Genomic DNA, 12556 nt, shown 5'->3' on the forward strand with positions numbered 1-12556 from the left:
TCTGGTTTCTGCAGTGTCTATAGCATGCAAGTACCGGAGAGCCTGATGGCGAACGAAGTCGTCGATCAAGGTCGCCGCCGTTTTCTCACTGCGACCACGGCTGTGGTTGGGGGAGTGGGCGTGGTGGCGGCAGTAGTGCCCTTCATCAAGTCGTGGGAACCAAGTGCAAGAGCGAAGGCTGCTGGTGCTCCCGTTACCCAGTCGTTGAAGAAGGTCGAACCGGGTCAGCAATTGATCGTGGCCTGGCGCAGTCTCCCGGTCTTCATCGTCAATCGCACGCCGACACAGCTCGCTGCATTGCCCGCGCAGGACCCTCGTCTGGTCGATCCGACATCGACCGGCACGTCTGCCGATCAGCAACCGAAGTACGCGCAAAACGGTACGCGTTCGATCAAGCCCGAGTGGCTGGTGATGGTCGGCATCTGCACGCACCTTGGCTGCGTACCCGATTTCGTGGGCGAGATGAAGCCGGAGCCGTTCGACCCGAACTGGCAGGGCGGCTACTACTGCCCCTGCCATCACTCGCGTTACGACATGGCCGGCCGCGTCTATCAAGGCGTGCCTGCACCGAAGAACATGGTGATTCCGCCCTATCAGTATCTCGATGACTCGACGATCCAGATCGGCGTGGATGCCCAGGGGGCTGCGTAATGGCAAACGTCTTCGCAAGCATTGCTGATTGGGTCAACGATCGCGCGCCGAATCTGGCGCCGACGTACCGCAAACACATGACCGAGTATTACGCGCCGAAGAATTTCAATCTTTGGTATTACTTCGGTTCGCTCGCCCTGCTGGTGCTGGTCAATCAGATCGTCACCGGCATCTTCCTCACCATGAACTACGACCCGAGCGCGGCAGGCGCCTTCGACTCGGTGCAGTACATCATGCGCGACGTGGAGTGGGGCTGGCTGATTCGCTACATGCACACCACGGGCGCATCGCTGTTCTTCGTGGTGATTTATCTGCACATGTTCCGCGGCATCATGTACGGGTCGTACAAGAAACCGCGCGAGCTGGTGTGGTTGCTCGGCATGCTGATCTTCCTGGTGCTGATGGCCGAAGCCTTCATGGGCTACGTGTTGCCGTGGGGCAATATGTCGTTCTGGGGCGCGAAGGTGATCGTGTCGTTGTTCGGCACCATCCCGGTGATCGGCAAGGATCTGGTCGAGTGGATCATGGGCGACTTCCTGCCCGCCGATGCCACGCTCAACCGCTTCTTCGCCTTGCACGTAATCGCGCTGCCGCTGGTGCTGCTCCTGCTGGTGGTGCTGCATCTGGCCGCATTGCATGAAGTGGGTTCCAACAACCCCGACGGCGTAGACATCAAGCACGGGCCGAAGGGCAATCGCTGGGATGCACTCAAGCCGGCCGATGGCATTCCGTTCCATCCGTACTACACCGTGAAAGATCTGGTGGGCGTGGGCCTGTTCCTCGCCATCGCCGCGTTCATCATCTTCTTCCAGCCGACCTTGGGTGGTTGGTTCCTGGAGCACGACAACTCGATCGCCGCGAACAATCTCGTGACGCCCGCGCAGATCAAGCCGGTGTGGTACTTCACTGCGTTCTACGCGATCGTGCGCATGATTCCGTCGGCGCTCGGCACGGCGGTGTGGGGTGTGCTCGGCATGTTCGGCTCGATTGCGCTGCTGTTTGCGTTGCCGTGGATCGACGTGGGCAAGGTGAAATCGGTGCGTTATCGCGGCACCGGCTACAAGGTGGCCTTGACGCTGTTCGTGCTGGCTTTCCTTGGCCTGGTGATGATCGGTACCGACTTCACCGACGAACTGTTCCCGAAACTGTTCGGCGCCGACATCGACATGACCGCGTGGGACAACGCGTTCGGTCGCGTGATGACACTGATCTACTTCGGGTTCTTCGTCTTCCTGTGGTTGTACACGCATCTTGGCTGGGAAAAGACCAAGCCGGTTCCGGAACGGGTGACAACGCATGACTAAGCGCTACATCTCCACCATTGCGCTGGCACTCGGCCTGCTGCTGGGTACGACGGCGGTCATGGCCGACGAAGGTCCGGAGCTGCCGTCGGCCGCTACGAACATTCGCGACACGGCCTCGTTGCAGCGCGGCGCGCATCTGTTCTTCAACTACTGCGTGGGTTGCCATTCGCTCAAGTACGAGCGCTATGAGCGCATCGCCGACGATCTGGGTCTGACCCAGGCCGACGTGATGAACAACCTCAACTTCACCGACGCGAAATTCGGCGACCCGGTGATCTCGCACATGCCGGCGGACGACGCGCAGAAGTTCTTCGGCAAGGCACCGCCGGATCTCTCGCTGGAAGTGAGCGCGAAGGGTGCGGATTGGGTCTTCGCCTATCTCAACTCGTTCTATCTGGACCCCAAGAGCCCGATCGGCTGGAACAACACCATCCTGCCCAACGCCGCCATGCCTTTCCCCCTGTGGGAGCTGCAAGGCGAGCAGACGGCGGTGATGAAGGCCGGCAAGCCAGGCGACGATGCCCAGATCGAGAAGCTGACCTTGTCGCACCCCGGCCGCCTTACGCCTGAGCAATACCAGCAGGCGACCCGCGACCTGACCAACTTCCTCGAATACGTCTCCGAGCCGGCTGCCCTAGAGCGGCGCCACGTTGGCATCTGGGTCGTCCTGTTCCTGCTGGGTTTCACCTTCCTTGCCTATTTGCTAAAGAAAGAATATTGGAAGGACGTCCACTAAAGGGACTTGTGGCCGCAAGGGGGTAAACGCCATCCTTGCGGCCATCCGAAAGGGGAGACTAGTGCATGGTCCAGAACGCTCGTTCCCGGACAGTACTCGCCCTGTACTCCGCGGCCGATGACATCCAGTGTCATCGCGTCCGGCTGGTGCTGGCTGCGAAAGGCGTCGCCTACGACCTGGTCCAGGTCGACCCGGCCAAGCCTCCGCAGGACCTGATCGATCTGAACCCGTACAACACGCTGCCCACCCTGGTCGATCGCGACCTCACGCTCTACGACACCTCGGTCGTGTGCGAATACCTGGACGAGCGTTATCCGCATCCGCCGTTGATGCCCATCGATCCGCTATCGCGCGCCCGGCTGAGGCTGGCGGGTGTGCGGATCGAGCGCGACTGGTTGCCGGAAGTCGAGCACATCAAGGCAGGCGGCCGGCCGGCCGACACGGCGCGCAAGCATCTGCGCGAACATCTGCTGACGGCGCTGCCGCTGTTCAAAGCGTCGAAGTTTTTCCTCAACCCCGAAATGAGTCTTGCCGACTGCCTGGTCGCCCCGGTGATATGGCGGTTGCCCGCACTCGGCGTCGACCTGGGACGCGAAGGCAAGCCGATCATGGATTACGGCGAACGCCTGTTCCACAGTCAGGGGTATGCTCGCAGTCTGACTCCGGAAGAAAAGGCGCTGAGGGCACTCTGACCCGTTATGCATAGACGCCTTCTGGACATGACCCCCACATTTCAAATCCAATACGCAGGGGCCGACGCCGTCTGTCCGCACGCCTTCGGTCTGCCAACCAGCATGACCGGCAACATCTACGCATCATTGATCAGAGCGCCCTCTCGGTGACATCGCAAGAATCCCATGGCATGACCTCCAACCGTCCGTACCTGTTGCGGGCGATTTACGACTGGATCAGCGATAACAACCTGACGCCTTACATGCTGGTGGACGCCAGTCGAAGCGGTGTTCGCGTACCGGCACACGTCATCAAGAACGGGCAAGTCGTACTCAATCTGGCAATGCGTGCTGTTGCCAACCTCGACCTGGGCAACGAGTGGATCAGTTTTCAGGCCCGCTTCTCAGGCGTGAGCCATAGCATCCAGATTCCAATTCCCGCGGTACTCGCGTTGTACGCGCAGGAAAACGGGCAGGGCATGATGTTTCCTGCCGAAGAAGAAGGCGGCGAACCACCGACGGACAACCCGCCCTCGCCACCGGCTCCGGAACCGCCGAGCGATGGCGGCAACACGGGGGGTGACAAACCCAAACGCAGCGGATCGCATCTGCGCGTCGTGAAGTGATGTGCAGGGGCCGCTCTCTCAGGTAGAGAGGGCGGCAACATCAACGCAAATCAGTGACGAACATCCTTGTCGCTAGGGCGCGGGCGGAACGGCAAAACGTTTCCACCCGCGGCATGCGTGTCGTGCGGCGTCGCATGCGCATCGTCGTCGGGCGTATACAGCTCGATCGTCGGCAGGATAAGCGCCGTGAGGACATTGCCGATCATCCACAGATGCCCGGCTTCGCGATCATTGCCGTCGATGCTTACGTCGAAGCTGTAGCGCCGCTCGATGACACGGCGCCCTTGCATGTGGCGGATGCGTAAGCCGCTCAGGCCTACCGTTTCGTCCAATAACTGCAGGCCGTATCGCTGGCAGCGTGCGCGTGCTTCCTGGATGGCCTTGTCGCGGGCACGGCTTAAGCGCAGCCATGTGCCGACGATGGCAAACAGGATAAGCAGCAGCAGAAAGGTCGCAATGTCGCCCATTCCCGCAGTGTGTGGGCGACTTTGCCTACCTGCAAGTCACTTGATCGTGAGTCGAAGCGATAGATCGACAGCGCGCACGTTTTTGGTCAGTGCGCCGACCGAGATGAAGTCCACACCGGTGCGGGCGTAATCGCCGATGGTGGTCAGGTCGACGTTGCCGGAAATTTCCAGCGCGACGCGTCCTGCCGTGTGGGCGACCGCTTCGCGCATCAGCGGCAACGTGAAGTTATCCAGCATGATGCGGTCCACGCCAGCATCAAGCGCCTGTTGCAGTTCGTCGAGGTTTTCCACTTCGACTTCCAATAGCAGCGTGGGATGAAGTTGCCGCGCAGCGAGTACAGCTGCCGCAATGCTTCCTGCCGCGATGATGTGGTTCTCTTTGATCAAAATGGCATCGTACAAACCGATGCGATTATTGTGACCACCACCGCAACGCACAGCGTATTTCTGCGCGAGGCGTAAACCAGGGACGGTTTTACGTGTGTCGAGCACGCGCACATTCGTACTGGCGACAGCGGCAACGTACGCAGCGGTTGTCGTCGCGGTGCCGGACAGCATTTGCAGGAAGTTCAGTGCGGAGCGTTCGGCGCTGACCACTGCGCGTGCATTGCCGCGAATCTCGCAAATGATCGAGCCGGGCTTGGCACGGTCGCCGTCACTCAGATGCCAATCGATGCGCGCCGCCGGATCGAGTTTGTGCATGCACGCGTCGAACCACGGAATGCCGGCAATGACGACGTCCTCGCGGCAGGTGAGTTGTGCGGAAGCGATCGCATCGGCGGGGAGAAGACTGGCCGTGGCGTCGCCTCTGCCAAGATCCTCGGCAAAGGCGCGTTCCACATCGGATGCGATTGAAGCGGTATCGGGTGGGTTGAAACGAAAGGCTGCGGTCATTCGGTGTCTGTGGTTTTGCCGTCTTCATGGCTAAGCCGGTCGACGATGGCATCCATCGCGCGGTCGAACAGAGCATTGGAGGCGAGAATGCGTGCACGGCCGTCCGCCATCACGGTGGCCAGTTCATAGGGCGAATAATCGCCGACCTTCAGGCCGCGGCGATTCACGAACAGATAGCGGCCGCTCATCGGGCTGATCCACGACAGCTTGGCGCGCTCGAAGTGTTCGTCCTGCGTATTGAATTCCAGCCAGGTGCCAGCCTTCAGCACCTTGACGTGTTCCAGCTCTTCGCGAACTTCCGGCGCAATTTCGGCAGCTTCCGGTTCGGCGTTGGCGGTCTCGTCTTCGAGATCGGCCATCGTTTCGGCGATCGGCTGGATACTTTCCGGAATCGGCAGCGGCGCAGGTGTGGCGTCCAGTGCCTGCGGTTGTTCGGTCGCGGGAGCTGCGTCACCGAGCTGTTGGCGATAATAGGTGTGCAACTGCGCGAGCAGGCGTTCGATATCGGCGTCCTGGAACGCAACGTTCGACAGACCTTTGCGCAGCGCGCGTTCGATACCCGGCAGCAACTGGCGAAGATCGCGCTTGGCGTCCGGCGTGCGCACCGGCTTGGTGCTGGCGATAAACGCATCGACGAAACGCAAGGCTTCGCGGAAATCCTGCGATTCTTCACCTTTGCGCAGAATGGTGAGCACAAGATAGTTCGCCCACGCGCGCGACAGCACGCCATGAATGAGCGGCGGCAGCGAGTGATCGCCGATGCGGTTGAGAATTTCGCGTGCAGCGCGGCGACGCGCCTGTTCCAGCTTTTCGCGACCACGCGTGGATTCGGCAACACGCTGCTCGGCCAATTCGGCGCGACGGCGATTGGATTCCTGGAATTGCTGCAATTCGGCGGACAGGCGATCAAAGATCGTCAGATCGTCATCGAATTCCTGCAACAGGCGATCGACGATGCTCTTGACCGTGTCGTGCAGGCGGCCGTCGCGATCCGATTCTTCCGACCAGCTCTTTGCCGCATCGGCCAGGCCATCGAGCAAACGACGCGCCGGATGCTGGCGATGCGCGAACAGCTTGCGGTCGAGAATCGCCGCCTTGAGATACGGAATCTGCAGACGCGCGAGCAATACCTGCATCTGCGCCGGCAAGTTGCGGTCTTCGAGGATGAATTCGAAGAGCATGCCGACCAGATCGATGGTGTCTTCGTCGATCGTTGCGATTTGACCAGGGCGCTGGCCGCGAAGCGAGCCAAGTTGCGAGAACAACTGCTCCTTCAGATGCAGCACCTGGTCGGTGATTTCCAAGTTGGCCGCGCCACTGGCGATCATCGATGCGACCGGCACGCTGGCAGCCTGACTCTGCAGCACGCTGAGTGCGCCGATCAGTTCGTTGGCCGTCGGTAGCGGACCGGCGGTCATGCCCGAGAGCGGCACCGTCGGATGTGCGCGACGCGCACCGAACAGGGTGCGCAACGTTTGCAGCAGTTCGGCCGAAGCTTCGCTGTCGTCGGCGGCGAGCGTGGCTGGAACTTCGGTGCCCGTTGCACCGGCTGCCGCGGCTGTGGCACCGGCCGCTGCGCCGCCCGTACGCACCACTTCATGGCGCAACTGCGGCAGCACGCCTGCGCGCATCAGTTCGGCATTCACTTCCTGATAAAGCTCGTCCAACGATGCCATGACATAGCGGTCGAACAGCTTGTAGATGATCAGCTTCACGCGCATGTCGGCGCTGAGTTCGCGCATCGACTGACGGAACGCTTGAGCCAGCACGGCTGGACCAATCGGGTTGGTCGAGTCTTCGATCTTCACGCCGCCGCAGATCACCGACAGGCGCTGATTGACGGCGAACAACTCGCGCGTGAGGCGCTGTTCGTTCTTGCCGATCAGGCTGGTGATGGCGAGCGATTCTTCCAATTCGTTATCGGCCACCAGCGACAACTCGGCGTTGCCCAGCGACGGCGGCGGGGTGTTCTGCGTGGCCGTGCGCTGGCCGCTGACGAAATCATTCAGATCGCGTGCGACCTGTGCCAGATAGCTGCGCTCCATCACCGGGCGACGCTTGCGCACTTCGCGCATGCCGTCGAAGTAATGCATCTGAGCGGCGTTGTTTTCGGCTTTCTCGGCAAGGTCGAACAGCGCGTCGTCGACGTGCTCGAACATGTTGCCGATGTACTGCTGCAGGCGACGGGTGGCAATGCTACGAACAGCGTTCAACAGATCGCCGCCGCGACCACTGGACGGATCCAGGCGCTGACTCAGATTGACGATGTTCGACTGCTCGCTGGCTTCTTTCATCGCCACACCCCTGTGGTTACCTTATTTACTAATGACGACGGCCGTTTGCTCTGTCTGCCCACAATAGGGGAAAACGGGTTCCCCTGCCATGGCAAGCGTCATAGATTTGTGTTTCAGGGTCGAGTAACTACCTGAACGGCAGGTTTTTACGCGGCAGACGGGAAGTCCGTCAGCTGGGTCGTGCCGATCCCCTCCTCGGGGAGCATGACCGGGATGCCATCCTCGACCCGGTAGACCACTTTTCGGTCCGTCGTGATCAGACCTTCGTCCAGCCGGTTTTGGACCGCGGCTCCGCTGACTGTCTGCACCTGACCACCGTCGATCGCCTTGTTCAGCGCATTGAGCTCGCTTCCGTTGAGTGGGCGGATCGGAGTCTTGCTGACCGGGTCGCACAGGATATCGAGCAGGCGCTTGTCCATAGGAGTCGTTAGGTATCGTTGCAGTGCAGGGAAGCACGTACAATATCCCCTTTTGGACGACCGGGCCATGACGGGAACAGCTGCAGCACCGCGGGTTGGTGTGGTGATGGGATCGCGTTCGGATTGGGAAACCATGACGCATGCGGCTGAAGTGCTTGAGGAATTGGGCGTGCCGCACGAGGTGCGCGTGGTCTCCGCGCATCGCACTCCCGACCTGCTGTTCCGTTATGCCGAAGAGGCCGTTGGCCGTGGCATCCAGGTGATCATTGCCGGCGCCGGTGGTGCGGCGCATCTTCCAGGCATGCTCGCTGCCAAGACCCGGTTGCCGGTATTGGGTGTGCCGGTTCAGTCCAAAGCGCTCAATGGTATGGACTCGCTGCTGTCGATCGCACAGATGCCTGCCGGTATTCCGGTCGGCACCCTGGCCATCGGCCGGGCGGGTGCGGTGAACGCCGGGCTGCTGGCCGCTTCCGTGCTGGCACTGGCCGACCCAGCGCTCGCCAAAGCCGTCGAGGCCTATCGCGCTCGCCAGACCCAGACCGTTCTGGATAACCCGGACCCCCGCCAGTGACTGCACGCCGTCAGCCCGTCCTGGGCATTTTGGGTGGCGGACAGCTGGCCAGAATGCTCGCTCTCGCCGCCGCTCCCCTTGGCGTGAATACGCTGGTGGTGGATAGCGCACCGGATGCGTGTGCCGGTCAGGTGGCGCCATTGCGCGTGGCCGACTGGACCGATTACGCCGCGCTGGAAAAATTTGCGGCCGAGGTCGACGTGGTGACGTTCGACTTCGAAAACGTTCCTGCCGAAACGGCGCATTGGCTTGCCGAACGCGTTGCGGTATTTCCCGATCCGCGTGCGCTCGCTGTTGCGCAGGATCGTCTTGCCGAGAAAACCTTGTTCCGCGAATGCGGTTTGAATACGCCTGCCTTCGAAGCGGTGGATACGCGTGCCGATCTTGATCGCGCACTGGCCAACATCGGTGCGCCGGCGATTCTCAAAACGCGCAGGCTTGGCTACGACGGCAAGGGACAGTTCCGCATCAAGCAGTTGTCGGATGCCGATGCGGCATGGGCCGCGCTGGGTGCGCAAGCGAACGCGCACGGTTTGATTCTCGAAGCGTTCGTGCCGTTCGAGCGCGAGTTGTCGGTACTTGCAGTGCGCACGCGCGATGGCGATTTCCACATCTGGCCGCTGACGCAGAACTGGCACACCGATGGTGTGTTGAGTCTCAGTCTTGCGCCTGCACAGAATATCGACACGTTGCAAAAACGTGCAGAAGAACTGGCGCACGTTTTGGCGGAGCGCTTGGGTTACGTCGGCGTTTTTGCGCTGGAGCTTTTCGTCAAGGACGGCGAACTGCTCGGCAATGAAATGGCGCCGCGCGTGCACAACTCAGGTCATTGGACGATTGAAGGCGCCATCGCCAGCCAGTTCGAAAATCACGTGCGCGCTGTGCTTGGGTTGCCGCTCGGCGATACATCGGCGCGTGGTTTTTCTGCGATGTTCAACTGGATCGGCGAGCTGCCGGATCCGGCGCCCGTTTTTCGCACCGTCGATGCGCATTGGCATGACTACGGCAAGCAGCCGCGCCCAGGTCGCAAGGTTGGACATGCGACGGTGTGTGCAGACAGTGCTTCGGCGTTGGCAGCGCGCGTCGGTGATATTGCTCGTGCTTTACAGCGGGAAGAGCAGGCTGCACCGGCGTTGCACGTGCTGAGCTGATTACCCTTCTCCCTCTGGGAGAAGGTGCCCGGAGGGCGGATGAGGGTGCGACCGGAGCGACATCTACAAATCTCGCGCAAGACATGAATTCCTGCGCACCGACCGTACCCTCACCCCAACCCCTCTCCCGACGGGAGAGGGGCTAAAAGTGCATCAGGCGAGATTCTTCGCCGCGAAGTCCCAGTTCACCAGATTCCAGAACGACTCCACGTACTTCGGGCGTGCGTTGCGGTAATCGATGTAATAGGCGTGTTCCCACACGTCGATGGTGAACAGCGGCTTGTCGCTGCCGGTAATCGGCGTGGCGGCGTTCGATGTATTGACGATGCCGAGCGAGCCATCCGGACGCTGCACCAGCCAGGTCCAGCCCGAACCGAAGTTACCGGTGGCCGACTTGGTGAATTCTTCCTTGAACTTGTCGAAGGAACCGAAGGCCTTGGTAATGGCATCGGCCAGCTTGCCGCTGGGGGCATTGCCGTCCTTCGGCGAGCGCATGGAGTGCCAATAGAAGGTGTGGTTCCAGACCTGCGCGGAGTTGTTGAACACGCCGCCGGAGGACTTCTTGATGATGTCTTCCAGCGCGGCGTTTTCGAACTCGGTGCCCTTGATCAGGTTGTTGAGATTGGTCACATAGGCCTGATGGTGCTTGCCGTAATGGAACTCCAGCGTCTCGGCCGAGATGTTCGGCTCAAGCGCGTTCTTTTCGTAGGGCAGCGGGGGAAGTTCGATCGCCATAAATAACTCCTGGGCGTTGGCTAAGGAAGGTCAGGGGGATGGGTCATACGGCCACATGGGCCGCCATAACGGCTGGTACACTACCTATCTGGCTGCATTGTAGTGATGAATCAGAAGTTATGGACGTCAACGAACGAATCAAGGCGGTCCTCGCCGAACATCCCATCGTGCTCTTCATGAAGGGCACGCCACAGTTCCCGATGTGCGGCTTTTCGGCCCGCGCAGCGCAGGCACTGCGGGAATCGCAGGCGACGTTCGAAACGGTGAATGTGCTGGCCGATCCGGAGATCCGCGCGGCACTTCCGCATTACGCCAATTGGCCGACGTTTCCACAATTATTTATCCAGGGCGAATTGATCGGCGGCTGCGACATCGTGGAGGACTTAAAAGCCTCCGGCGAACTGACGCGCATGGCGAGCGACGTTGCTGGTGAGAGTCACGCATGAATTTGGCGTCGAGCCGTTTGCCCGAGTCGTGGAACGCTTCCGGTCACACCCTTGAAGGTCGCGTCATTCTGGTCACCGGCGCATACGGTGGGCTAGGCAGTGCCGTTGCACGCGCAGCATCGCGCGCAGGTGCCACGGTCGTGTTGACGGGCAAGCGCAAGCGCCAGCTCGAACAACTCTATGACGCGATGGTGAGCGAAGGTTTGTCCGAACCTGTGTTGCATCCGCTAGATATGGAATCGGCGACGCCGCGCGATTACGAATCCCTGGCAGAAGGTCTGCAGCGTGATGTGGGCCGGCTCGATGGCATCGTGCACACCGCGACCAGTTTCGTGGGCCTCACGCCCATCGCCATGCACAAGCCGGATGCATGGTTGCGTGCGTTGCACGTCAACGTATCGGCGCCGTTTGCATTGACGCAGGCATGCCTGCCGCTTCTGACGCAGTCACCTGATAGTGCCGCCGTGTTCGTGCTCGATGATCCGGAACTTCTGCAGCGTGCGCACTGGGGTGCCTACGGTGTATCGAAGGCGGCTTTGGAGCGTTTTGTGTCGATCCTTCACGAGGAACACGACGCCGGCGCATTCCGCGTGCACGCCTTGTTGCCCGCGCCGATGCGTACCACGTTGCGCCGTTTGGCTTATTTCGGCGAAGACACCATGCAGCAGCCGCTGCCCGATGCTACCGCCGCCGCTGCCGTCTATCTGTTGAGCAACGAAGCCGCTACGGCACGCGGCACCGTGCTCGACTTGCGCGTGGCATGATCGCACCCGGCGGCAGCGTGCCGCCGTACGCATAGGGGATGGAATGGAAACGCAGATGACGACCCTGTCGGCGGCGATCCTGCTGTTTCTGATCATGGACCCGCTCGGCAATATCCCGATTTTCCTGACGCTGCTAAAGAATGTGGCGCCCAAGCGCCGTCGTGCGGTGATGGTGCGCGAATTGCTCATTGCACTCGCCGTGCTGCTGGTCTTCCTGATGGGCGGTCAGCTGATCCTCAAGCTGCTGCAGTTGAAAGAGGAGTCGATCGGCATTGCCGGCGGCATCGTGCTCTTTTTGATCGGCATTCGTATGGTGTTTCCACCTGCCGACGGCGGCGGTATTTTCGGGAAGGCCGGCGAGGGCGAACCGTTCATCGTGCCGATGGCCATTCCGGGTGTCGCAGGCCCCTCTGCGATGGCAGCGTTGTTGCTGTTGACCAACAGCGAACCCGGCCGCACCGCGGACTGGGCGATCGCATTGGTGTGCGCGTGGCTGGCCACCGCAGTGATACTGCTGAGCTCCACATACCTGTTCCGCTGGCTTGGCGAAAGTGTGCTCACCGCGCTTGAGCGTGTGATGGGCATGCTGCTTATCGCCCTGTCTGTGCAGATGTTTTTGGGCGGTGTAGCCGCTTACCTGCATCTCGCCATCTGAGCTTTGCTCAAAACGTGACCACGTTGAACGCTTGGCAGTGATACGCCGTTGCGTTTGAATCGCTCGCGTTGAACACGCTCTTAAGAAACCTTCCCGCGTCCCTCGTGTATTCTTGCGAATAAGACAGGTTTGACAGCATAAATTCGCGCAGTTGTCACACTCGACCGGCAAC

At 60.8% G+C, this 12556-nt stretch carries 15 protein-coding genes; 10 read left to right on the forward strand and 5 right to left on the reverse strand.

Annotation, left to right across the window (positions count from 1 at the left end):
• Positions 1 to 45 precede the first annotated feature (45 nt).
• The 5 genes from petA (at position 46) to EKH79_RS15610 (ending at position 3988) form a co-directional block, all read left to right on the forward strand.
• The gene (petA, locus tag EKH79_RS15590; RefSeq protein ID WP_126674744.1) at positions 46 to 651 is read left to right on the forward strand and encodes a ubiquinol-cytochrome c reductase iron-sulfur subunit; all 606 of its coding nucleotides are present in this window, start codon (positions 46 to 48) and stop codon (positions 649 to 651) included.
• Positions 651 to 1955, forward strand: coding sequence for a cytochrome b (locus EKH79_RS15595; RefSeq protein ID WP_126674745.1), 1305 nt, complete (start codon positions 651 to 653; stop codon positions 1953 to 1955). Before petA ends, EKH79_RS15595 begins: the two co-directional genes overlap by 1 nt.
• Complete coding sequence (locus EKH79_RS15600) at positions 1948 to 2691, forward strand: cytochrome c1 (protein ID WP_126674746.1); 744 nt, start codon at positions 1948 to 1950, stop codon at positions 2689 to 2691. The genes EKH79_RS15595 and EKH79_RS15600 overlap by 8 nt, the downstream gene beginning before the upstream one ends.
• Positions 2692 to 2756: 65 nt before the next feature.
• Complete coding sequence (locus EKH79_RS15605; protein WP_126674747.1) at positions 2757 to 3383, forward strand: glutathione S-transferase N-terminal domain-containing protein; 627 nt, start codon at positions 2757 to 2759, stop codon at positions 3381 to 3383.
• A gap of 170 nt (positions 3384 to 3553) precedes the next feature.
• Positions 3554 to 3988 carry a ClpXP protease specificity-enhancing factor gene (locus EKH79_RS15610; protein WP_126674748.1) on the forward strand — a complete coding sequence of 145 codons (435 nt, stop codon included), beginning with the start codon at positions 3554 to 3556 and terminating at the stop codon, positions 3986 to 3988.
• Positions 3989 to 4038: 50 nt separating this feature from the next.
• Here EKH79_RS15610 and EKH79_RS15615 read toward each other — a convergent pair whose 3' ends face one another.
• From EKH79_RS15615 to EKH79_RS15630, 4 genes are all read right to left on the reverse strand, one after another.
• A complete protein-coding gene (locus tag EKH79_RS15615) occupies positions 4039 to 4455 on the reverse strand; it encodes a DUF3301 domain-containing protein (RefSeq protein ID WP_126674749.1) in 417 nt (138 codons plus the stop codon).
• A gap of 36 nt (positions 4456 to 4491) precedes the next feature.
• The gene (gene nadC / locus EKH79_RS15620) at positions 4492 to 5349 is read right to left on the reverse strand and encodes a carboxylating nicotinate-nucleotide diphosphorylase (RefSeq protein ID WP_126674750.1); all 858 of its coding nucleotides are present in this window, start codon (positions 5347 to 5349) and stop codon (positions 4492 to 4494) included.
• On the reverse strand, positions 5346 to 7643 hold the full coding sequence (locus EKH79_RS15625; RefSeq protein WP_126674751.1) for a DUF1631 domain-containing protein: 2298 nt from the start codon (positions 7641 to 7643) through the stop codon (positions 5346 to 5348). The genes nadC and EKH79_RS15625 overlap by 4 nt, the downstream gene beginning before the upstream one ends.
• A 146-nt stretch (positions 7644 to 7789) precedes the next feature.
• Positions 7790 to 8062, reverse strand: coding sequence for a Trm112 family protein (locus EKH79_RS15630; protein ID WP_126674752.1), 273 nt, complete (start codon positions 8060 to 8062; stop codon positions 7790 to 7792).
• A gap of 67 nt (positions 8063 to 8129) precedes the next feature.
• On the opposite strand from EKH79_RS15630, the gene purE reads away from it, so the two are divergent.
• Positions 8130 to 8633 carry a 5-(carboxyamino)imidazole ribonucleotide mutase gene (gene purE / locus EKH79_RS15635; RefSeq protein WP_126674753.1) on the forward strand — a complete coding sequence of 168 codons (504 nt, stop codon included), beginning with the start codon at positions 8130 to 8132 and terminating at the stop codon, positions 8631 to 8633.
• Positions 8630 to 9784, forward strand: a complete 1155-nt coding sequence (locus tag EKH79_RS15640; RefSeq protein WP_126674754.1) for a 5-(carboxyamino)imidazole ribonucleotide synthase — start codon at positions 8630 to 8632, stop codon at positions 9782 to 9784. Before purE ends, EKH79_RS15640 begins: the two co-directional genes overlap by 4 nt.
• Before the next feature lie 153 nt (positions 9785 to 9937).
• Here EKH79_RS15640 and EKH79_RS15645 read toward each other — a convergent pair whose 3' ends face one another.
• A complete protein-coding gene (locus tag EKH79_RS15645) occupies positions 9938 to 10519 on the reverse strand; it encodes a superoxide dismutase (protein ID WP_126674755.1) in 582 nt (193 codons plus the stop codon).
• Positions 10520 to 10638: 119 nt separating this feature from the next.
• Here EKH79_RS15645 and grxD point away from each other — a divergent pair, with 119 nt between their 5' ends.
• The 3 genes from grxD to EKH79_RS15660 are packed head-to-tail and all read left to right on the forward strand — an operon-like array spanning position 10639 to position 12384.
• Positions 10639 to 10965: a Grx4 family monothiol glutaredoxin gene (gene grxD, locus EKH79_RS15650; RefSeq protein WP_126674756.1), complete on the forward strand. Its 327-nt coding sequence runs from the start codon at positions 10639 to 10641 to the stop codon at positions 10963 to 10965.
• Positions 10962 to 11729: an SDR family NAD(P)-dependent oxidoreductase gene (locus tag EKH79_RS15655; RefSeq protein WP_126674757.1), complete on the forward strand. Its 768-nt coding sequence runs from the start codon at positions 10962 to 10964 to the stop codon at positions 11727 to 11729. The genes grxD and EKH79_RS15655 overlap by 4 nt, the downstream gene beginning before the upstream one ends.
• A 55-nt stretch (positions 11730 to 11784) precedes the next feature.
• Positions 11785 to 12384, forward strand: a complete 600-nt coding sequence (locus EKH79_RS15660; RefSeq protein WP_126674758.1) for a YhgN family NAAT transporter — start codon at positions 11785 to 11787, stop codon at positions 12382 to 12384.
• Positions 12385 to 12556 lie beyond the last annotated feature (172 nt).

Source organism: Dyella dinghuensis (genome assembly GCF_003977615.1).
In the GTDB taxonomy this organism is placed as follows: Bacteria; Pseudomonadota; Gammaproteobacteria; order Xanthomonadales; family Rhodanobacteraceae; genus Dyella_B; species Dyella_B dinghuensis.

What these genes read in the sequence shown, in the direction of transcription:
- petA (WP_126674744.1), top strand. Translation starts at nt 46, where the DNA reads ATGGCGAACGAAGTCGTCGATCAAGGTCGCCGCCGTTTTCTCACTGCG.
- EKH79_RS15595 (WP_126674745.1), top strand. Translation starts at nt 651, where the DNA reads ATGGCAAACGTCTTCGCAAGCATTGCTGATTGGGTCAACGATCGCGCG.
- EKH79_RS15600 (WP_126674746.1), top strand. Translation starts at nt 1,948, where the DNA reads ATGACTAAGCGCTACATCTCCACCATTGCGCTGGCACTCGGCCTGCTG.
- EKH79_RS15605 (WP_126674747.1), top strand. Translation starts at nt 2,757, where the DNA reads ATGGTCCAGAACGCTCGTTCCCGGACAGTACTCGCCCTGTACTCCGCG.
- EKH79_RS15610 (WP_126674748.1), top strand. Translation starts at nt 3,554, where the DNA reads ATGACCTCCAACCGTCCGTACCTGTTGCGGGCGATTTACGACTGGATC.
- EKH79_RS15615 (WP_126674749.1), bottom strand. Translation starts at nt 4,455, where the DNA reads ATGGGCGACATTGCGACCTTTCTGCTGCTGCTTATCCTGTTTGCCATC.
- nadC (WP_126674750.1), bottom strand. Translation starts at nt 5,349, where the DNA reads ATGACCGCAGCCTTTCGTTTCAACCCACCCGATACCGCTTCAATCGCA.
- EKH79_RS15625 (WP_126674751.1), bottom strand. Translation starts at nt 7,643, where the DNA reads ATGAAAGAAGCCAGCGAGCAGTCGAACATCGTCAATCTGAGTCAGCGC.
- EKH79_RS15630 (WP_126674752.1), bottom strand. Translation starts at nt 8,062, where the DNA reads ATGGACAAGCGCCTGCTCGATATCCTGTGCGACCCGGTCAGCAAGACT.
- purE (WP_126674753.1), top strand. Translation starts at nt 8,130, where the DNA reads ATGACGGGAACAGCTGCAGCACCGCGGGTTGGTGTGGTGATGGGATCG.
- EKH79_RS15645 (WP_126674755.1), bottom strand. Translation starts at nt 10,519, where the DNA reads ATGGCGATCGAACTTCCCCCGCTGCCCTACGAAAAGAACGCGCTTGAG.
- grxD (WP_126674756.1), top strand. Translation starts at nt 10,639, where the DNA reads ATGGACGTCAACGAACGAATCAAGGCGGTCCTCGCCGAACATCCCATC.
- EKH79_RS15655 (WP_126674757.1), top strand. Translation starts at nt 10,962, where the DNA reads ATGAATTTGGCGTCGAGCCGTTTGCCCGAGTCGTGGAACGCTTCCGGT.
- EKH79_RS15660 (WP_126674758.1), top strand. Translation starts at nt 11,785, where the DNA reads ATGACGACCCTGTCGGCGGCGATCCTGCTGTTTCTGATCATGGACCCG.